Source organism: Bradyrhizobium frederickii (assembly GCF_004570865.1).
GTDB lineage: Bacteria > Pseudomonadota > Alphaproteobacteria > Rhizobiales > Xanthobacteraceae > Bradyrhizobium > Bradyrhizobium frederickii.
Genome location: NZ_SPQS01000001.1, coordinates 257,022 through 276,154 on the forward strand (window position 1 = coordinate 257,022; position 19,133 = coordinate 276,154).

A 19,133-nucleotide genomic window follows, 5' to 3' on the forward strand; every position below is an offset into this window, starting at 1 on the left:
GCGGCAGGCGCATCGCGGACCGTTGATCAGATCTGTGAGTTGATCGCCGTGACTGAGGTGAACATCGGAAAATGGTACGACCCGATCTCGGAACGATGGATCGTGCCTCGCGAAACGCACACCATCGTCGGATATGGTCAGCCCGGCGCCGAGAAGGTGCCGGACGGGCACGAGAGAGGCGAGACGCAGCGGATCTGGCAGCTGCTGGTCGATTGCTGCGCACGTGGATGATGCCGGCGAGCCCCGGCGCCGGGCGTTGGCGCGCCGCTATGGCCGGGCGGCAATGGCCGTCATCTCGAGCTTGACGCCCGGACCGAGGTCGGCCACGCCGATTGCGGCACGTGCCGGCAGATGAGCTTCTGCAAAGTGCGCTTTCCAGGCCGCGTTGAACTCTGCCTTCTCCTTGAGATCAGCCATGTAGATCGTCACCTGCAAGACGTGGGCTGGATCGGATCCGAGGGTCTTCAACAGTTGCGTCAATTGGGTGAGCACGTCGTTGGCCTGGCCCGACATACCGAGGCTGGTGTCCTCGGGGACGATGCCGCCGATGTAAAGCACGCCATTGTGCTCGACCACTTCGTGGAGCAGACCTTCGTACGGCAAGACGCGTTTGATCATGAGGAGTCCGTTGTCGCTGTGAGAGCAGCGGCATATCGCACATTCCGGGCAAACGCGAGCGCCGGCGTCTGCGAATCGCAGTCGCGTGGTCCGGCGAGGGTTGCCAGCCCGCCCTCGCGCAGGACAGCCCGGCGTTTCTGTCGGCGCTGATCTCGACGACATCCCGGCATGATCGGTATACTGCCACCTCGTGCCGGAACAAGGAACACATGATGGACGATACGATTGGCTTTCCCGACCCCGGTCTTGACCTGTCGGACGGCTTCAGGCCGCACACCTCGCATTGGGGCGTGTTTTCCGCGCGTCAGGGCGCTGCCGGCCTCGAGGTCAGGGCCTATGCGGGCGACCCCGATCCGAACGGCATCATCGACAATTTTCCCGGTGCGCTCCGCCACCAGGCGCGCATCGCCCAGCCGGCGATCCGCCGCGGCTGGCTCGAGCGCGGGCCGGGCCCCGACAATCGCCGCGGCCGCGACGAGTTCGTCCCGGTGAGCTGGGAGAAGGCGCTCGATTTGCTCGGCGACGAGCTCGGCCGCATCCGCGATACGCGCGGGCCGGGCGCCGTGTTCGGCGGCTCCTATGGCTGGTCGAGTGCCGGGCGCTTTCATCACGCCCAGAGCCAGGTGCATCGCTTCCTCAACATCGCGATGGGCGGCTATGTGCGCTCGGTGAACACCTATTCGTCGGGTGCGTCCTCGGTGCTGCTGCCGCAGATTCTGGCGGGCTACGAGGACATCACCAAGCGCAACGTCACCTGGGAGCAGATCGCGGCCGAGACCGAGATCGTGCTGGCCTTCGGCGGCATGGCGCTGAAGAACTCCATGGTGGCCGGCGGCTCGATCAGCAAGCACGTCGAGCGCGGCGCGATGGCAGCGGCGCGGCTGCGCGGGTGCGAATTCATCCTGGTCAGCCCGCTGCGTGACGATCTGCCGGTGGAAGCTGGTGCGGAATGGATGAGTTGCGTGCCCGGCACCGATACCGCCTTGATGCTCGGCATTGTCCACACGCTGGTGACTGAGGGGCTGCACGATCAGGCCTTCCTCGATCGCTACACCGAAGGCTGGCCGGTCTTCCTGCGCTATCTCACCGGCGAAAGCGATGGGCAAGCCAAGCATGCCGAATGGGCTGCGGCGATCTCAGGCGTCGCGGCCGACACGATCCGAAAGCTTGCGCGCCGGCTCGCCGGAAAGCGGGCGCTGATCACCGTCTCGCATTCGCTGCAGCGCGCCGAGCATGGCGAGCAGCCGGTGTGGATGGGCATGGTGCTGGCGGCAGCCCTCGGCCAGATCGGCCTTCCCGGCGGCGGCTACGCCTATTCGCTTGGGGCGATCGGCTATTACGGCCGCCGCGTCAACGACGTGCCGGGGCCGACGCTGGGGCAGGGCCGCAACGGCGTCGCCGATTTCATTCCGGTGGCCCGCATCGCCGACATGCTGCTGGGTCCCGGCACCACCTATCGCTACAATGGCGAGACGCGCACCTATCCGGATATCCGTCTCGTCTATTGGGCCGGCGGCAATCCCTTCCATCATCACCAGGATATCAACCGCCTGCGCAAGGCCTTTGCGCAACTCGATACGTTCGTCGTGCACGAGCTGGCCTGGACCGCCACGGCCCGGCACGCCGACATCGTGCTGCCCGCGACGATGACGCTCGAGCGCGAGGACATCGGTTATTCCACCAACGATCCCCTCATGGTCGCCATGCACAGGATCGCAGAGCCGTTTGGGCTTGCCCGCGACGATTACGATATCTTCGCCGATCTCGCCGAGCGTTTAGGGGCCCGCGAACCCTTCACCGAGGGGCGCACGTCGCGGCAATGGCTGGAGCATCTCTACGAGCCGACCCGCGCCTCGCTCGCCAAGCGCGGCCTGGAGGCGCCGAGTTTCGACGAATTCTGGACGCGCGGCAGCCTGGTCGTGCCGCAGCAGCCCGATGACGGCGGCCGGCTGCGTCGTTTCCGTGAGGATCCCGTCAATCACGCGCTGCCGACGCCGAGCGGCCGCATCGAGATTTATTCGGCGAAGATCGCGGCCCATGGCGATGCCGATTGTCCGGGGCATCCGGTCTGGCTGGAGAAGTCCGACATGCCGAAGCCCGGCTCGCCGTGCTTCCTCGTCGCCAACCAACCGGTGACGCGCCTGCACAGCCAGCTCGATTTCGGCGGTCATTCGCTGGCCGCCAAGCATCGCGGCCGCGAGGTCGCCCGCATGAACCCGGTTGACGCGGACACGCGCGGCATCAGGGATGGCGACATCATCCGCCTGTTCAACGCGCGCGGCGCCTGCCTTGCCGCGGTGCACGTCACCGACGGCATCGCGCCCGGCGTCGTGCAGCTTCCCACCGGTGCCTGGTACGATCCGATGGATCCGGAAGAAGAGGCACCGCTCTGCGTTCACGGCAATCCCAACGTGCTCACCCGCGACGTCGGCACCTCGTCCCTGGCGCAGGGCTGCACCGGTCAGCTGACGACGGTCGAGGTGGAGAAGTTCACCGGCAATCTGCCGCCGATCCGCGCGTTCGATCCGGCATAGGGAGCGCCGGCGACCCAGTTGCCCTCCGGGGCAGGACGACGCGGTGGAGGCGCTTCGACCGCGAGCCGTTTGCCTTTGCCGGCAAGGCGCCAGCGCGCCGGAGACTCGCCGCTGATGCGCTTGAAGACGGTCGAAAAATGCGCCTGTGTGCTGAAGCCGACCGCCAGCGCGATCTCCGCCAATGGACGCTCTGTGGTCGCAAGCAGCGTCTTCGCATGCTCGGTCCGGTGACGGAGCAGATATTCGCGGGGTCGGTAGCCGGTCGCGGTGCGGAATTGTGCCGCAAAATGCATCCTGGACAGGCCGGCGACATGGGCAAGCTCAGCCAGGCTGATGCAACGGCCGAAATGATCGGCGATATGTTGCTCGACCCGCCGCAGTCGCCATTTCGGCAGGGCATTGACCCCGACGCGCGGCGATTCCATCCGTGCTCGGGCCGGACCATCGGCCTGCGCCGCCTGCAGATTGTTCGACATCGCTCGTCCCTTCCTGGCTTCGCCGCTGTTTGCGACGCCCGGCACCGCGCAAACCAATGCTTTCCATGCTCGGAGGATAGACCCGAGCGGACCAGGACTCTCGTTAGGGGTGATGAGGATCTGTTAGATTTTGTGCGACCGGGTGCGACAGCCCGCCGCAGAGCTCGTCATTTCGATGCTGAAAATTCGATCCACTCCCGGAATCACAGGCGTTACTCGAACACGGCGTCGAATATTTCGACATCCATCAGCACGGGCTTGGCGGTCACGGTTCCATCCGGCTGCAAGGTCTGAATGCGTCGGAGCGTCGGCAGCACGATGCCGCCAAAACTGTCATGTGCCCAGGAGGCGTGTGCGATCTTCATCCCGAACAGCGCGTGATCCGTGCGCCGCTGCAGGCCGCTCTGGTCGAAATAAAAGATCTGCTCCGAGGCCAGCGTGATCAGGTGCGCCGGGAATTGCGCCCGTAGCCGGCGCCAGGTTTCAGTGCTGTCCTGCCAAGGTGACAGCTCCTCGGTCACGACATCGGGGTGCGCAAGCAGGAATGGAATCGTCAGGCAAGTCCAGATCGCGACGCCGCAGAAGAAGACGAGATGCAGCTCGTCCGCAAGCGCAGACGAGCCGGCCTCGGCAAACGAAAGGACGGGGTTGCTCCAGGCCTGCAGCACTTCACCATCCAGCTTCTCGATGGTGATGGCGTCGGGTTGAAAGGAGCCGGAACGTTCGCCTCCCGTGATGCCGGTGAAGCGGAGCGATTGGGTGTGGGTCGAGCCCTCCGCGGTCACATCCTTGAATTCCCGGGCGTGTCCGGCACTGGAGAACAGCGACCCGCCAACGGAAAGGTGGAGCGTGAATCGCTTCAAGCTGTTCCAGCGGGCCATTCCGCCGCTGGCATCGATCACGTCATCAAGAAGCGCCATGTCCCGCCATGTCCACCGTGCAGCGTCTCCACCATGGCGGGGCGTATGCGGCTTGGCGTGTTAGAATTTGTTAGGACTTGCGAGCGGGGCGGGCGACGGCATCCTGTTGAAGATACTCTCAATTCAAGGCGCATCAGCAGATTTGATGCGGCGATCGGATCGCGGGCCTGCTCGCCCGCCACGCCAATGTCGCCTTCCTTCGGTACGAAGCGCCGGTGCTGAAATCACACAGGGAGAACTTGAGATGATCCGCAAGGCAACGGCAGTCTGGAAGGGCACCGGTCGCGACGGCACGGGCCACCTCACAAGCGAATCCGGCGTGCTGGCGCAGACGCCCTATTCGTTCAAGACCCGCTTCGAGAACGAGAAGGGCACCAATCCCGAGGAGTTGATCGCGGCGGCCCATGCAGGCTGCTTTACGATGGCGCTGGCCTTCGGGCTTCAGATGGCCGGTTTCACGCCGGACGAGCTCTCGACCGAAGCCGCCGTGACCCTCGAGCCCGAAGGCAAGGGCTTCAAGATCAGCAAGTCCGCGCTGACCCTGCGGGCCAAGGTGCCGAACCTCGACGACGCAGCCTTTGCCAAGATCGCCGGCGAGGCCGAGAAGAACTGCCCGGTGTCGAAGGTGCTGAACGCCGCGATCACGCTCGACGCCAAGCTGGGCTAGGGCGGGCGCTTGTTTCGGGTCCACGGTTCTGGGAACCGGCCGGACACGCGTGCAAGGCATGGCTTTCGGCCGGGCGGCCGAAAGCTTATGTTGCGGCAGATGCAGAACGGAAAGCAATCGGGAGCGGACAGATGACGACAGAGCGCGCAGTTTTGGCCGGAGGCTGCTTCTGGGGCATGCAGGATCTGATCCGCAAGCAGCCGGGCGTGATCTCCACCCGCGTCGGCTACACCGGCGGACACGTCAAGAACGCCACCTACCGCAATCACGAAGGCCACGCCGAGGCGATCGAGATCATGTTCGATCCCGCAAGGACCAGTTTTCGGACCATGCTGGAGTTCTTCTTCCAGATCCACGATCCCACCACGCTCAATCGCCAGGGCAATGATCTGGGCACGAGCTACCGCTCGGCGATCTTCTACACCAGCGACGAACAGAAAAGGATCGCCGAAGACACCATCGCCGACGTCGAGGCGTCGGGCCTTTGGCCGGGCAAGGTCGTGACCGAGGTCGCGCCCGCTGGCGAATTCTGGGAGGCCGAGCCGGAGCACCAGGATTATCTCGAACGTTATCCGGACGGCTACACCTGCCACTTCATCCGGCCCGGCTGGAAGCTGCCGCGCCGCGCGGCTGCCGTCGGAGGCTAAATTTCGGCCGCGTGACGTCAGGCGCGCAATTGCGCCGTCAGCTCGCGGGCCATGCGCATGTCGGAGATATCGGATCCTCCGGCGAAGGATCCGGTGACGTTCTTCAGAACCGCCAGGGCGTCCGCGCGCTGGCCTGCGTCGACCAAGAGCCGCGCGAGACTGGTTGCGCAGCGCAGCTGCCAGAAGCGCGCGCCCTGCCGGAGAGCAATGTCGATTCCCTCGCGAAAGCGCGCTTCGGCGTCCCCCGAGTGCCGCGCGGCTCTGAGCATCAATTCTCCCTTGATGCGGATCAGCTCTGGCAGATACCAGAGTTCCTGCCGCTCGTTGCAGCGGGCGAGGACGTCCTCGATCATTTCGAGGCCACGGTCAATCTGGCCGGCCTCCAGGAAACATGCGGCGAGCTCGCCGAGCAGCGGGAGAAAGCGCGGCAGGAAGCGCGCGTCGCCGGCGCGATTGAGCTCGTCGCGCAGCAGCGGCAGGCCTGTCGCGACGTCGCCGCGCCTGGCCATGACTGCGGCGTTGAAGGCGCGTGCCCACAGGCCCCAGAGCCGGATCGCGTGGCGTTCGGTGTGCTCGAGCAGCTCGGTGCCGTGGCGCTCCGCGGCATCGAAATCGCCGGACCAGAACGCGATCGGGCAGGCGGCCTGCCCCAGCACGCTACAGAAGGTCAGCGCATGGCCGTTGGCTCGGCCTTGCTCGATGTTGTCGGCGGCGAGCGCCCGGGCCTGATCGGCGAAGCCCTGCAGCCACAGGATGCGGGCCCGGAAATATTGCGTCGAAATCCGGAGGTCGAGCGGGAAGATCTTCGGCTTGGCGACCAGCACATGCAGCGAGGCGTTGACCCGGTCGATGCGCTGGCGCGCCTCGTTCTGGTCTCCCAGATAATGCAGCGCGACGGCCGTCAGGCGGTCGCCGAGCATGAGATCGGTGTTGTCGGGTGAGTGCGCGGCAGCGTTCGCGAAGCGGTCGGCGAGCGCCCGTGCCTTGCCGAATTGCCCGTTGTTGAACTGGTCGATGCACAGGCCCCAGAGCGCGCGCAGGCGGAAATCCTGGTCGTCGAGGCGCTCGGCGAGCTCGAGCGTCGTCTCGAGGATCGCCCGCGCCTCGCGCGCGCGGCCCTCGCCATACATCAGCGACCAGCCGAGTGCCGACAGCAGCTGCATGCGGACGTGGTCGTCGCCGCGGTCCTCGCCGAGCGCCGCCAGTGCCGTTCTGCAGCGCTCGCGGCATTCGGCAAACAGCGAAAGGCGCACCCACAGGGTCACTGCGGTCGCCGTCAGCGCGATACCGAGCCTCGCATCGCCGTCGGGCGCGAAGGCCCAGTCCAGCGCCGCGCGCACATTGTCCAGCTCGCCGCCATAGCTGCTCAGCCATTCCGGAAGCGGCGTCGAATTGTCGGCCTCCGCGCGCTCGAAGAAGTCGCAAAAATGCTCGGCATGGCGCCGTGCGAATTGCCTGACTTCGCCGAGCTCGCTGAGCTCGCCGAGCGCGTAGGTGCGCGTGGTGTCGAGCAGGCGGTAATGCAGCGTCCGCGAGCCCGATGGCGAGATCAGCGATTTGGTGATCAGGCTGTCGATCGCCTCCAGCGTCTCCGAGGTGCTGAGACCGTCGCCCGACGCGACGGCGGCGGCGGCCTCCGGCGCGAACGGGCCGGCGAACACCGACAATCGCCGCAAGGCGGCGCTTTCCGCCGGCGGCAGCAGGTCGTAGCTCCAGTCGAGCGCGGCGGCGAGCGTCTGGTGCCGCGGCACGGCCGTTCGCCGCCCGCGCCATTGCAGCGAAAAGCGGCTGTCGAGCAGGGTGGCCGTGCCGGCGATGCCATAGGCGTTGACGCGGCCGGCCGCGAGCTCGATCGCCAATGCGATGCCGTCGAGGCGCCGGCAGATGTTGGCGACGAGCGGCGCCTCTTCGGCGCTGAGCTGGAACGGTCCCGAGCTCTGCGCGATGCGCTCGACGAAGAGCTGGGCGGCGGGATAGGCCAGGACCTCGGCGACGTCGAGGTGCTCGCGCTCGGGCGGACAATCCAGCGGAAACAGCCGGAAAATCCGCTCGCCTTCGCTGCGGAACGACTCGCGGCTGGTTGCGAGAGCGCGAAGCTGCGGTGCCTCGCGCACGATTCGCTCCACGATCGGAGCCAACGTGTCCAGCACATGCTCGCAACTGTCGAAGATCAGCAGGGCAGGTCCGGTCTTCAGAAATGTCAGGATGGCCGGCGTCGGATCCTCCGCGCTGACGGCCAGTCCGAGGACGGAGGCGATGGTGGTCGTGACATGGCCGGCGTCGCGCAGCGGACCGAAATCGACGAAGAAGACGCGGCCGCCGAAATCCGCCGAGCGGCGATGCCCGACCGCGACGGCGACGGCGGTCTTGCCGATGCCGCCCGGGCCGACCACGGTCATGAAGCGATGGAGCGTCAGGCCGTTCGAAATCTTCTCGATGACCTCCTCGCGTCCGATCATCTTCGCAAGCTGAGCGGGCAGCGAGCGGGGAGGAGTGATTTCGGCGGAGGCCGGCGCCGCCGGCGGTGCCGCTTCAGCGAGCGGAGCGGCGAAGCAATAGCCACGGCCCGGCACGTTGAGGACATAGCGGGCCGACTTGCCGGTATCGCCGAGCACCTTGCGCAACGCTGCGACATGAAAGCGCAGGCTGCCCTCGTCGACATTCACGTCGGCCCAGATGCGCTTGACCAGCTCTCTCTTGTCGACGACCTCCCCCGGGCGCCCGGCAAGCAGGATGAGAATATCCAGCGCGCGGCCGCCGACATGCAGCGGCTCCCCATCTCTCTCCAGGAGCCGGGACTTTGGAAACAGCCTAAATGGCCCGAATGAAATGACCGAGTCTTGATTGTTATGAGCTGGCACGTGCCATTGCCCCCCGCGACGGGGTCAAAAGGTATTTTGTTCTGGTCTAGCAGAACGAGGCGACCAGTAAACTGGCCGAAAGGCGCATGGCTGACAGACCTGCGTGGATGGCTTGGGTCGCCCGGCAAGCAAAATAACGCCTGAGACGGAAAGGGTTAGGCCGCCATGGTCCGAGACGCATGCTTCGTGACGATGCCCGCCGACAGCGTGACGAGGCCCATCAGCGCAGCCAGCAACCAGAATGCCAGCGGCAATCCGCCTAGCTGTGCGACGAAGCCGACGCCGGCAGGGCCGATCAGGATTCCTGCATAGCCCGCGGTCGTGATCGCCGCGACCGCGAGGCCCGTCGGCATCACCGTTTGCCGAGCGGCGCGGCGGAAGAGCACCGGCACGAGGTTCGAGGCGCCGAGCCCGATCAGCAGGAATCCGCCGATGGCGACCGCCGCAACCGGCGCCGTCAGCAGGACCACAAAACCCGCGATCGCGATCAGGCTGCCCCACAGCAATGTCGCGCGGTCTCCGATGCGCGCAACGACGGCATCGCCGCCGAGCCGCCCCGCCGTCATCGCGATCGAGAACACGATGTAGCCGGCTCCGCCCTGTGCCTCGGTGACGAGCCCGGCGCCGATCACGAGCAGCGCGCCCCAATCGAGCATCGCGCCCTCGACCAGGAAGGTGATGGCGCCGAGCAGCGCGAGCAGCAGCACCGATCCGTGCGGCAGCACGAACAGCGGGCCCTCCTGCACCTGCACGGAGCGGAGCAGGCGCGGCGAGGTCACGGCCATCGTGATCAGCATCAACACGGAGCAGATCAGCGTGCAGGCGAGCGGGCCGAATTGCAGCGAGAGCAGCCCCGTCATCAGCGCGGATCCGGCAAAGCCCCCGATGCTGAACAGCGCGTGGAAGCCGGACATCAGCGGGCGTTTTGCGGCGCGCTCCACCTCCACGGCATGGATGTTCATGGCGACGTCGATCGAGCCCAGCGCGGCGCCGAACGCGAACAGGACCAGCGCCAGCGTCGCGGGCGAGCTTGCGACCGCGAGCAGGGGCAGGACCAGCGCCAGACCGAACCCGCCCGCAATGATGATCGGCTTGCTGCCGTAGCGCGCGCTTATGACTCCGGTCAGCAGCATCGCGACGACGGAGCCGATGCCGAGGCTGAGCAGGAGCAGTCCGAGCACGCCGTCATCGACGCCGAGCCGCGTCTTCGCGAACGGCACCAGCGGCGCCCAGCACGCGATGCCGAAGCCCGCAACGAGGAAGGCAAGCCGGGTCGCCAGGCGTGTCGCCGGCCGGTCGGCAGAAGACAATGGAATCTCCGGGAAAGCGGGGGCAGGGCGGCCGACAGACCCGACAAATGCCGCAGCTTTATGGCCGAGGCGCTGGCGAATTGTCGCCGGCACCCCGCGCAAGCCGCAAGCGGACGCGCAGTCCCCTTGGCGCGTTGTCGAGCAGCTCGAGTGTTCCCTCATGCGCGGTCACGATCGCCTGCGCGATCGAGAGGCCGAGGCCAAATCCCGCCGTCTCGTCCATGGTGCGGGCTTCCTCTCCGCGCACGAAGGGTTCCAGCATCATTGCCTTCCGTTCGTCGGGAATGCCGGGCCCGTCGTCGGAGACGTCGATGACGAGCCGCTCCTCGACCGTCACCAGCGCGACGTCGATCTTGGTTCCGAAGCGCGTCGCGTTCTCGACGAGGTTGGTGACCGCGCGGATGATCTCGTCGGGCCGCAGCACGAAGGCGGCCCTGTCTGGGCCGGAATAGGTCACGGCAAATCCGGAATCCGAAAACTGCTCGCAAACCATTTGAAGCAGCGCCGCGACGTCCACCAGCGTAGGCTTGGCCTGGCTTTCGCTGCGCAGGAGCGACAGCACCGATTCCAGCATCGACTGCATCTGGTCGAGGTCGCGCACGGTCTGGGCGCGTTGGGCCGGATCCTCGATATATTCCGAACGCAGCCGCAGACGCGTGATCGGCGTGCGCAGATCGTGGCTGATGGCCGCCAGCATGCGGGTTCTGTCGTTCATCAGCGTGGTGATGCGATCGCGCATCCGGTTGAGCGCTCGCGCTGCGGACTTGATCTCCTCCGGCCCGTTTTCGGGCAGCGGCGCGGAGGACCGGCTCAGGCTGAAGTCCTCCGCCGCGCGCGCGAAGGCCGACAGGGGCGAGGAGAGCGCGCGGCCGGCCCAGACGCCCATCAGCGTGAGGCTCGCCACCAGGAACAGCAGCGTCGAGGTCCAGAGGCCGCTGACGAAGGCCGGCATCCTGGGCGATCCGATCACGGCTTCGAGCACGTCGTCGCCCGGAAGGTGGAACCAGAGGCGCTCGTCCTCCGCGCCGCTGCCGCGAATGAACTCGGCCCTGACCCCGAGCGCGGAAGGGACGCTCAAGGATGTTCGCGCCGGCTGCGGCGTGGTCGAGACCGCGGCGCCGTCTCGCAATTGGAGCTTGAGCGGTGGAAAGGTGCGGCTGACGCTGTCGAGGACGAGCGCGCGCTCGTCCTTCGGCGTGTTGGCGATGATCCGCACGATCAGCTCGATCTGCTCCAGCGACGCGTCCGCCAGCAGCTTCGGCTGGTTGAGGAGAAAATACCCGGCGATCAGGACATGGATCAGGATCAGCGATCCCAGGATCAAGGCGGCGATCTGGCCGCTGATCCGCCTGAAGCTGAAGAGCGCGACGATATCGGCGGCGCGGCTCATGCTTCCTCCACCACCGGCGTGAAGACGTAGCCGCCGATGCGGACGGTCTTGATCACGGATGTGCCTTCGGTACGGTCGAGCTTGCGGCGCAGCCGGCTGACCAGCACGTCGATGCTGCGGCCGAAGCCTCCGCCGGGACGACCGCGCGTCATGCTCAGCAGGTTGTCGCGGGTGAGAACGCGTCCTGCCCGCTCGCAGAAGGCCTGCAGCAGATCGAACTCGGCGCTGGTCAGCGGCACCTGCGCGTCTTGCGGGTCGCGCAACTCGCGCAAGCGAAGATCGATGGTCCAGCCCTGGAATGTGAGACGCGCTGGGGCGGAGCCGGCGCCGAGGCCGCTCGATCGCCGGCGCAGCACCGCATTGATCCTGGCGAGAAGCTCGCGCGGGTTGAACGGCTTTGCCAGATAATCGTCGGCGCCCATCTCGAGGCCGAGGATGCGGTCGAGATCCTCGCCCTTCGCGGTGAGAATGATGACCGGCGTCGTGGAGTCCATCCGCAGGCGACGACAGAGGCTCAGGCCGTCCTCCCCCGGCAACATCAGGTCGAGGATGATCAGGTCGACCCGGTCGTGGGAGAGATGGCGGTCCATCTCCTTGCCGTTCGCGACCGCGTCGACCGAGAAGCTGTGATCGCGCAGATAGCGCGTGATGAGGTCGCGGGTCGGCTTGTCGTCTTCGACGATCAGGATGTTCGGGCTGCCGTTGGTCATGGTCGGATTCGCATCGGGGCCGGTCGTTGGTCGATTTGCGGACGAATGTGGCGTCCGAAGCACTGCGGTCATGGGCAATCCTAGGGTCAGTCGCGGCTCAGCGCCACCACGGGGTCGAGGAAGGCGGCGCGGCGGGCCGGGAAGAAGCCGAAGGCGACCCCGATCCCGGTCGAGGTCAGGAACGCCGCGCCGATCGAGAACGTCGAATAGCTGACCTCGAAGCCGGGCACGGCTAGGTTGATGGCAAGGCCGAGCAGCATCGCGACGAGAATGCCGGCGATGCCGCCGATCGACGAAATCAGGGTCGCCTCCACCAGGAATTGCTGGAGGATGTCGCTGCGCCTGGCGCCGACCGCCATGCGCACGCCGATCTCGCTGATCCGTTCCGACACGGAGACCAGCATGATGTTCATGACGCCAATGCCGCCGACGACCAGCGAGATCACCGCGATCGCCGCCACCAGGAACGCCAGCGTCTGCGTCGTGCTGGTGATAGTGCGGCGGATATCGTCGGTGTTGAGGATGACGAAATCCCGGGTGTTGTGCCGCAGCGTCAGCATCGTCGTCACCGCGTCCTGCGCCAGATTGGTCGAGATATCGTCGCTGATCCGCAGCAGGATGCTGCGCAGCGAATGATCGCCCGTGAACTGGGCCTGCACGGTGGTGTAGGGTAGGTAGACCGACAGGTTCTGGTTCGATCCGAACCCACCCTGCTGCTGGGCAATCACGCCGACGATGCGGCACGGCACCTTGCCGAGCCAGATCACGCGGCCGATCCCCGAGGTCTGGTCGTCGGCGAAGAACGTCTTGCGGGTATTGTCGTCGATGACGACCTGCCGCTCGATGTTGCGGATCGCGTCGGTGTCGAACAGGCGGCCCTTCGCGAGCTTGGCCCCCTTGACCTGGAAATAGCTCTCGCCGACGCCGTTCACCAGCACGTTGGACTCGTTGCCGCGATACCGCACCGTGGTGCTGGTCGAGACCGTCGGGGTGACCCCTGCAATGAAGTCCTGCCGGTCGAGGGCGCGGGCGTCGTCGAGCACCAGCGTCTTGATCTTGCCGGCGCGCGCGTCGCCGAAATCCTTGCCTGGAAACACCTCGATCGTGTTGGTGCCGAGGCTCGAAATGTCGGACAGCACCTTGCGCTGGGACGCATTGCCGAGCGCCACCACGGACGACACCGCGGCGATGCCGATGATGATGCCGAGCATGGTGAGGAAGGCGCGCAGCCGGTGCGCGGCCATCGCCACCAGCGCCATCCGCGAGGCCTCGCGCAGGCGCCGCAAGGCGCCGGACCAGCCGGGGACGTTGTCCCACGGCATCCGGGAGACGGCGACAGGCCGCTCCGGAGTGTCGGTCGTCTCGGTGCGGCGATCGGAGACGATCTTGCCGTCCCGCAGCTCGATGATGCGCTCGGCCCGTGCGGCGACGTCGGCATCGTGGGTGACGATGATGATGGTCCGGCCCTCGCGATGCAGCTCCTTCAGGATCTTCAGGACCTCCTCGCCGCTGCGCCGGTCGAGCGCGCCGGTGGGCTCGTCCGCCAGGATGACCTCGGCGCCGTTGATCAGCGCACGCGCGATCGAGACCCGTTGCTGCTGGCCGCCCGAGAGCTGGTTCGGGCGATGGCCGCGCCGGTCGCTGACGCCGAGTCTTGCGAGAAGCTGCTCGGCGCGCGCGCGGCGCTCGCGGGCCTTCATCCCGGCATAGATCGCGGGGATCTCGACATTCTCGCCGGCCGAGAGGTCGCCGAGGAGATGATAGCGCTGGAAGATGAAGCCGAAATGTTCGCGGCGCAGCGCCGCCAGCGCGTCGGCGTCGAGCTCGGAGACGTTCTGGCCGGCGACGCGATAGGTGCCGGATGTCGGGCGGTCGAGGCAGCCGAGGATATTGAGCAGCGTCGATTTGCCAGATCCGGACGAGCCGATGATCGCCACCATCTCGCCGGGCTGGATGCTCAGCGAGACATCGTCGAGCGCGACCACGCTGACGTCGCCGGCCGCGAACTCCCGCCGAACGGTCTCGAGTGCGATGATCGGATCGGCCATGTCAGAGGCCTCCGGGCGGGCCGCCCTGCATGCCGCGCGATGTGGTCTGCTCGCCGGCCTCGCCGGTAACGACCCGCTCGCCCTCGTCAAGACCGGACCTGATCTCGACGATCGTGCGATCGTTGAGGCCGGTCTTGACCTCGCGCTCACTGACCTCGCCGGATGCGCTGAGGGTGCGGACGGTGCTGCGGCCATCCGATTTGCGCATGACGGCGAGAGCGGGAACCACCTTCACGCGCTTCGCTTCGCCCGTGACGATGTGAACCTCGGCTGTCATGTAGGTCCGCAGCGAAAGCTGCTTGTTCGGGACGTTGAAGACGCCGATGTAATAGATCGCCGTGCTGGTCGAGCTTGACGAGCTCGTGCTCGAACTGGTGGTGGTCGAGGAGAAGCTGGCGTCGCTCTTGATCGATTCGGGTGCCGGCTCGATCTGCTCCAGCCGCGCTTCATAGCGATGGTCCTGGTCGCCGAGGATGGTGAAGTACAGCGATTGCCCCGGCTTGACCTTGACGATGTCGGCCTCGGAGATCTCCGCCCGTACCGTCATGGTCTCGAGCTGGCCGAGCACGACGATGGTCGGCGCCGACTGCACCGCGTTGACCGTCTGTCCCTCCTGCACCACGGTGGCGAGCACGGTGCCGTCGATCGGCGCGGTGATGCGGGTATATTCGAGGTTCACGCGCGCGGTCTCGACGCTGGCTTCCGCCCCCATGATCAAGGCTTCGAGGGCGGCGATCTGGGCGCGGGTCTGCCGCACGGTCGAATCCGCGCTGTCGAAATCGCTGCGCGAGGTGGCGCGTTGCGCCAGTGTCGCCTGCTGGCGCGCGAGGTTCGCCTCGGCCAGGACCAGCGCGGCCTCCTTCTCGAGCTTCTGCGCACGGTAGTTCTTCAGCGACGCCTCGGAGCTGCGCAGATCGTTCTGCTTGGTGACGGGGTCGATCTGGGCGATGACGTCGCCGGCCTTCACCGTATCGCCGACGCGGACGTTGAGGGCGGTGATCCGGCCCGACACCTGTGCGCCGACCGCGGTCAGTCGCGCCGGCTTCAGCGTGCCGCTGGCGAGCACCTCCTCGCGCAGATCGCTGACGGTGACCTGCGCGGTGATGTAGGACTGCGCCTTGCTCGACGTTCCCGGAAAGCGCGTGGCCGCGACCACGCCGGTGGCCACGACGGCAACGATCGCCGCGGCGATCTTCAGGCGTTTGGCGGTGATGATCTCGGTCACTTCTGCGTCTCTCGCAAGTGAGGTCCCGTGTTGGTGTCCACGATGATCGGCCTCGACACGTCGACCGGATCGGACCAGCCGCCGCCGAGCGCCTTTGCCAGCGCAATGTAGTCCTTGGCCGCCGATACCTTGCTCTGGATCAGCGAATCCTCGGCCGAATAGAGCGAACGCTCGGCGTCCAGCACGTCGATGAAGCTGGCGCTGCCGGTCTCGAACAGCGAGCGCGACAGCCGTGCGGCTTCGCGGTAGTTCCTGGCCGCTTCCGTCAGCTTGGTGGCACGCACGCGTTCGCGCGACAGCGAGACCAGGGCGTTCTCGACGTCCTCGAGTGCGGTGAGCAGGGTCGAATGGAATGTGGCGAACGCCTGGTCGCGCTGCGCCTCCGCAATCCTGACGGTGGCCAGGCGCTTGCCCGCGTCGAACACCGGCACGGTGATCGAGGGCCCGACCGACCAGCTCAGGCTCGAATATTTGGCGAGATCGCCGGCACGTATCGCCGAGGTGCCGACCGAACCGGTCAGTGACACCGCCGGATAGCGGTCGGCCTCCGCCTGGCCGATCTTGGCGGTCGCCTGCGCCAGCTTGCGCTCGGCACTGGCGACATCGGGGCGGCTCATCAGGAGATCGGCGGGCAGTCCCGTGGGCAGCGGCATGCGCGGCGCCGGCACGGGCGCGGACCGTGCCAGCAGCGAGGCGACGCCGTCGGGCGGTCGCCCGAGCAGAATCCCGAGCCGGTGAATGTCGGCCGCAAGCGACGCCTGATAGGTCGGAACGTTGGCCTCCGTGCTCGCGGCCTGCGCGGTGGCTTTGGCGAGATCGACCGCGTTGCCGCTGCCGGCCTCGTATTTGCTGCGGGTGAGCTTTTCGGTGTCGCGCTGCGAGACCGCGGTCCGCTCCGCCAGCGCGATCCGCGCCTGGTAGCCGCGCGCCTCGACGTAATAGGCGGCGACGTCGCCGATCAGCGTGACGAGGCTGTCGCGCAGATCCTCCTCGGCGGATTGCGCGCTGCGCAGCGCCGCCTCGATGCCCCGCTGCGTGCCGCCGAACAGGTCGAGCTCCCAGCTGGAATCGAAGCTGGCCTGGTGAAGCGAGTAGGGCGCGCTGTCGACGAGGACGGACGAGGAACCGGCGCTGGTCTTGTTGTTCGTCACCGAGGCCGTGCCGCTCACGGACGGAAACAGGCCGGCCGCCGTCTGTTGCAGCGTGGCGCGCGCCTCGCGCACCACTGCTTTTGCCTTCGCAACGTCGGGATTGGCTTCGACGGCCTCCTCGATCAGCCGGTTGAGCAGGGGATCGCGCAAGCGCAGCCACCAGCGATCGAGCCTGCCGGCGTCCCGATGCGAGGCGGGGTTGCTGCTCCAGTGCGAGGGCAGGGCGAGCCTGGGCGGGCCGGCATAATCCGGCCCGACCGCGCAGCCGGCCAGGGCGCTGCCCAGCATCAGCGCAACGCAGGCTGATCCGGCGCGCGACATCGGGCTACGCAACGGCGGACGGTGAGCCTTCTCGGCAGATGGCAGGGGACTAGCGGCGAACGGGTACGGCGGCATCAAATCGGTTGAAATCCATGGGCCTCGGTCCGGAGGGATTTCCACGGTCCTCTGGGGGAGGGCGAGGCAACCGCCACTAGCCGGCCGATCGTGGCCTTTCGGCAGCCGGAATGTTGCTGAATGTAAACAGGTATTGCCGGACGTCTCGGCAAGGCCGCAGAGCTGATGTCCCGGGCCTCGCCACCGTGCCTGTGTCGCCCTCTGTCAATCCATCCAAGTGAAATATTCCACTTTACCGAAATTCGGTTTTAGCGTATGTGTCGGCCATCCCGGCTCATCCAGGAGGGGCGATCTTGCGGTCGTCAATTTCGCGAGCCGGGCTTGCGGTGGACGCGGCAGCGTCGGCACGAGATGGCGCGGGCAGGGCGGGTAGTCCCTGTGAGCCCGTGGCCGCGTGCGGACGAACGGCGCTGCTAGGCTTCGTCTCGCCTGTAAGTTTCCGGCTTCGTCGACAGGGCTGGAAAAACTGCGGCGACATGGCGGGCCGTGCGTACGGCAAAACCGTGTGGTCCTGGCCGTCGTTGCTACGGTCAAGCTCTTGCGAAGGTGCGAGCGAGCCCAACCGGGCAGACTGCATCATCCAATTCGCGGGGGCGAGGGAGGCCAGAAGGAAAGTTCGGCTCCCGGGAGAGCACGGCATAAGCCGTCCGACCACCGCGCAGGGAAGGCCGAGTGATTGGCCACACCTGTATGCTGCTGTGCGGTTCTTCCTGCGTGTGCATTTTCGCGCAGCGGACCGCGGGTGCGAGCTGGCACCCGGCCTTCCCTGCGCCCTCTTGGTTTGAGAGGGTAGCGAGACGTAAGCAAAGCTCGGGCGAATTCAGCCGCGAGGCTGACGAAGCATGTCTATCTCCACACGCTCACTGTCATCGCCCGCGAAAGCGGGCGATCCAGTATTCCAGAGGCCCCTATGATTGAACCGAGAAGCCGCGGCGTACTGGATTCCCCGCCTTTCGCGGGGAATGACAGCCTCACTTGGAGGACCAGCTATCGCCTCATCCTCCGTCGTTGCGAGCGCAGCGACTTGTCCGCCGAAGCCTTGGCGAAGGCGGAAGCAATCCAGAATCCCTCCGCGGAAAGATTCTGGATTGCTTCGTCGCAAGGGCTCCTCGCAATGACGGGGAGAGAGCATGTGCGCCACACTCCGCTCGCGTGCCCCGGACGCAGCGCAGCGTCCCTTCGACGGTGCGCTGCAGAGCCGGGGCCCATGTCGCGGCATTGGAACGTGGCGCCCTGGGTCCCGGCTCTGCGCCGCAACGCCGAGGGCGTTGCAGCTTGTCCGGGACACGAGAGTGCGGCAGAGGCGCCGACTTACTTGCGTGCATCTCGCAATGACGAGGAGGAGAAGTTTGCGTACCAGTCTCCACGCGTGCCCCGGACGCAGCGCAGCGCCGCTTTGGCGGTGCGCTGCTGGGCCGGGGCCCATCTCACCGCGCGCTGCCGTGCCGCTTCCTGGGTCCCGGCTCTGCGCTGCACCGCTTGCGCGTTGCGGCTTGTCCGGGACACGAGAACTGCGCTCACCACGTAATCGGAATCCGCTGCGCAAATCCACCCAGGTCCGAATCGGGGCTGAGCGGCTGCCGGTCGAGTGGCCGGTTGTTGTTGCTGCCTGCGAACGAGGCGCCGGGCGGCAAGGCGTAGTCGGTGAACTTGCGCTCGCCGGGGAGCACCTCGGTCCCGCCGTCAAGCCACGACCGCTTGCTGACATAGATGCGCGTGCGCGGACCGGACTGGTAGGAACGATTGGGGCCGCGCGGGCCGTACTCGTAAACCGCATCCTGGGTCGCCCGCTGCGGCTCGCGCTTGCCGGCGCTGGCGGGATGAGCGGCGAAGGTCGAGGCGAGGAGGGCGGCCAGCACTGCTCGGGTCGTGACAAGCGCGTTCATCGGACAACATCCTGTGCGAGTTCCTGATGCGGCCGCCTCTCGCACCGGCTTAAGTGACTGTAAAGAATGCCGGCGTTGCGCGATGTTGCTGAACCTCTGCATGGGCAGGGCACCTGCGCGGCAGCTTCGAGGCGGTTCGGTCTCCGCCCACAGTGCGCGCGGTCGTCGCGGCGGCGGCGCTCACGCTGCTGATCGTCCAATCAAATTCAACGACCGGAAACAAACCAGCAATCTTCAGGCCACACCGCGGCCACAGCTGTCTCGTCTCAGAGCAGGCGAGGTTTTGTTGAGGTG

Annotated in this window: 14 protein-coding genes and 1 pseudogene; 4 read left to right on the forward strand and 11 right to left on the reverse strand. The window is 66.6% G+C overall.

Annotation, left to right across the window (positions count from 1 at the left end; genetic code table 11):
• The first annotated feature begins 48 nt into the window (after positions 1–48).
• On the forward strand, positions 49–231 hold the full coding sequence (locus E4K64_RS01170; protein WP_135161779.1) for a hypothetical protein: 183 nt from the start codon (positions 49–51) through the stop codon (positions 229–231).
• 36 nt (positions 232–267) lie between these two features.
• On the opposite strand, the gene E4K64_RS01175 is transcribed toward E4K64_RS01170, so the two are convergent.
• Entirely contained in the window at positions 268–618 is a 351-nt protein-coding gene (locus E4K64_RS01175; protein WP_135161780.1) for a RidA family protein, read from the reverse strand.
• Between the two features lie 212 nt (positions 619–830).
• Between E4K64_RS01175 and E4K64_RS01180 the strand changes: the two genes are divergently transcribed.
• Complete coding sequence (locus E4K64_RS01180) at positions 831–3,152, forward strand: molybdopterin guanine dinucleotide-containing S/N-oxide reductase (protein ID WP_135161781.1); 2,322 nt, start codon at positions 831–833, stop codon at positions 3,150–3,152.
• On the opposite strand, the pseudogene E4K64_RS01185 reads toward E4K64_RS01180, so the two are convergent.
• Both E4K64_RS01185 and E4K64_RS01190 read right to left on the reverse strand, forming a co-directional pair.
• Positions 3,080–3,583, reverse strand: a pseudogene (locus E4K64_RS01185) (helix-turn-helix domain-containing protein); the annotation flags it as partial. The gene E4K64_RS01180 and the pseudogene E4K64_RS01185 overlap by 73 nt on opposite strands.
• A 257-nt stretch (positions 3,584–3,840) precedes the next feature.
• Entirely contained in the window at positions 3,841–4,548 is a 708-nt protein-coding gene (locus tag E4K64_RS01190; RefSeq protein WP_135161782.1) for a hypothetical protein, read from the reverse strand.
• Between the two features lie 244 nt (positions 4,549–4,792).
• Between E4K64_RS01190 and E4K64_RS01195 the strand changes: the two genes are divergently transcribed.
• Together E4K64_RS01195 and msrA are read left to right on the forward strand one after the other, a co-directional pair.
• Positions 4,793–5,215, forward strand: coding sequence for an OsmC family protein (locus tag E4K64_RS01195; RefSeq protein WP_135161783.1), 423 nt, complete (start codon positions 4,793–4,795; stop codon positions 5,213–5,215).
• 131 nt (positions 5,216–5,346) lie between these two features.
• Positions 5,347–5,862, forward strand: a complete 516-nt coding sequence (gene msrA / locus E4K64_RS01200; RefSeq protein ID WP_135161784.1) for a peptide-methionine (S)-S-oxide reductase MsrA — start codon at positions 5,347–5,349, stop codon at positions 5,860–5,862.
• Between the two features lie 17 nt (positions 5,863–5,879).
• Here msrA and E4K64_RS01205 read toward each other — a convergent pair whose 3' ends face one another.
• From E4K64_RS01205 to E4K64_RS01255, 8 genes are all read right to left on the reverse strand, one after another.
• Positions 5,880–8,723 carry an ATP-binding protein gene (locus tag E4K64_RS01205; RefSeq protein ID WP_135161785.1) on the reverse strand — a complete coding sequence of 948 codons (2,844 nt, stop codon included), beginning with the start codon at positions 8,721–8,723 and terminating at the stop codon, positions 5,880–5,882.
• A gap of 155 nt (positions 8,724–8,878) precedes the next feature.
• A complete protein-coding gene (locus tag E4K64_RS01210; RefSeq protein WP_135161786.1) occupies positions 8,879–10,033 on the reverse strand; it encodes an MFS transporter in 1,155 nt (384 codons plus the stop codon).
• Between the two features lie 58 nt (positions 10,034–10,091).
• Positions 10,092–11,423, reverse strand: a complete 1,332-nt coding sequence (locus E4K64_RS01215) for an ATP-binding protein (protein WP_135161787.1) — start codon at positions 11,421–11,423, stop codon at positions 10,092–10,094.
• A complete protein-coding gene (locus E4K64_RS01220) occupies positions 11,420–12,133 on the reverse strand; it encodes a response regulator (RefSeq protein WP_167771775.1) in 714 nt (237 codons plus the stop codon). The genes E4K64_RS01215 and E4K64_RS01220 overlap by 4 nt, the downstream gene beginning before the upstream one ends.
• Before the next feature lie 86 nt (positions 12,134–12,219).
• Positions 12,220–14,181 carry a MacB family efflux pump subunit gene (locus E4K64_RS01225; RefSeq protein WP_135161789.1) on the reverse strand — a complete coding sequence of 654 codons (1,962 nt, stop codon included), beginning with the start codon at positions 14,179–14,181 and terminating at the stop codon, positions 12,220–12,222.
• A 1-nt stretch (position 14,182) separates the two neighbouring features.
• Complete coding sequence (locus tag E4K64_RS01230) at positions 14,183–15,406, reverse strand: efflux RND transporter periplasmic adaptor subunit (RefSeq protein ID WP_135161790.1); 1,224 nt, start codon at positions 15,404–15,406, stop codon at positions 14,183–14,185.
• Complete coding sequence (locus E4K64_RS01235) at positions 15,403–16,845, reverse strand: efflux transporter outer membrane subunit (RefSeq protein ID WP_235884468.1); 1,443 nt, start codon at positions 16,843–16,845, stop codon at positions 15,403–15,405. The genes E4K64_RS01230 and E4K64_RS01235 overlap by 4 nt, the downstream gene beginning before the upstream one ends.
• A 1,625-nt stretch (positions 16,846–18,470) precedes the next feature.
• Positions 18,471–18,839 (reverse strand): hypothetical protein, encoded by a 369-nt coding sequence (locus tag E4K64_RS01255; RefSeq protein WP_135161793.1) that lies wholly within the window; start codon positions 18,837–18,839, stop codon positions 18,471–18,473.
• Between the last annotated feature and the right edge of the window lie 294 nt (positions 18,840–19,133).

What these genes read in the sequence shown, in the direction of transcription:
- E4K64_RS01175 (WP_135161780.1), bottom strand. Translation starts at nt 618, where the DNA reads ATGATCAAACGCGTCTTGCCGTACGAAGGTCTGCTCCACGAAGTGGTC.
- E4K64_RS01180 (WP_135161781.1), top strand. Translation starts at nt 831, where the DNA reads ATGGACGATACGATTGGCTTTCCCGACCCCGGTCTTGACCTGTCGGAC.
- E4K64_RS01190 (WP_135161782.1), bottom strand. Translation starts at nt 4,548, where the DNA reads ATGGCGCTTCTTGATGACGTGATCGATGCCAGCGGCGGAATGGCCCGC.
- E4K64_RS01195 (WP_135161783.1), top strand. Translation starts at nt 4,793, where the DNA reads ATGATCCGCAAGGCAACGGCAGTCTGGAAGGGCACCGGTCGCGACGGC.
- msrA (WP_135161784.1), top strand. Translation starts at nt 5,347, where the DNA reads ATGACGACAGAGCGCGCAGTTTTGGCCGGAGGCTGCTTCTGGGGCATG.
- E4K64_RS01215 (WP_135161787.1), bottom strand. Translation starts at nt 11,423, where the DNA reads ATGAGCCGCGCCGCCGATATCGTCGCGCTCTTCAGCTTCAGGCGGATC.
- E4K64_RS01220 (WP_167771775.1), bottom strand. Translation starts at nt 12,133, where the DNA reads ATGACCAACGGCAGCCCGAACATCCTGATCGTCGAAGACGACAAGCCG.
- E4K64_RS01225 (WP_135161789.1), bottom strand. Translation starts at nt 14,181, where the DNA reads ATGGCCGATCCGATCATCGCACTCGAGACCGTTCGGCGGGAGTTCGCG.
- E4K64_RS01235 (WP_235884468.1), bottom strand. Translation starts at nt 16,845, where the DNA reads ATGCTGGGCAGCGCCCTGGCCGGCTGCGCGGTCGGGCCGGATTATGCC.
- E4K64_RS01255 (WP_135161793.1), bottom strand. Translation starts at nt 18,839, where the DNA reads ATGAACGCGCTTGTCACGACCCGAGCAGTGCTGGCCGCCCTCCTCGCC.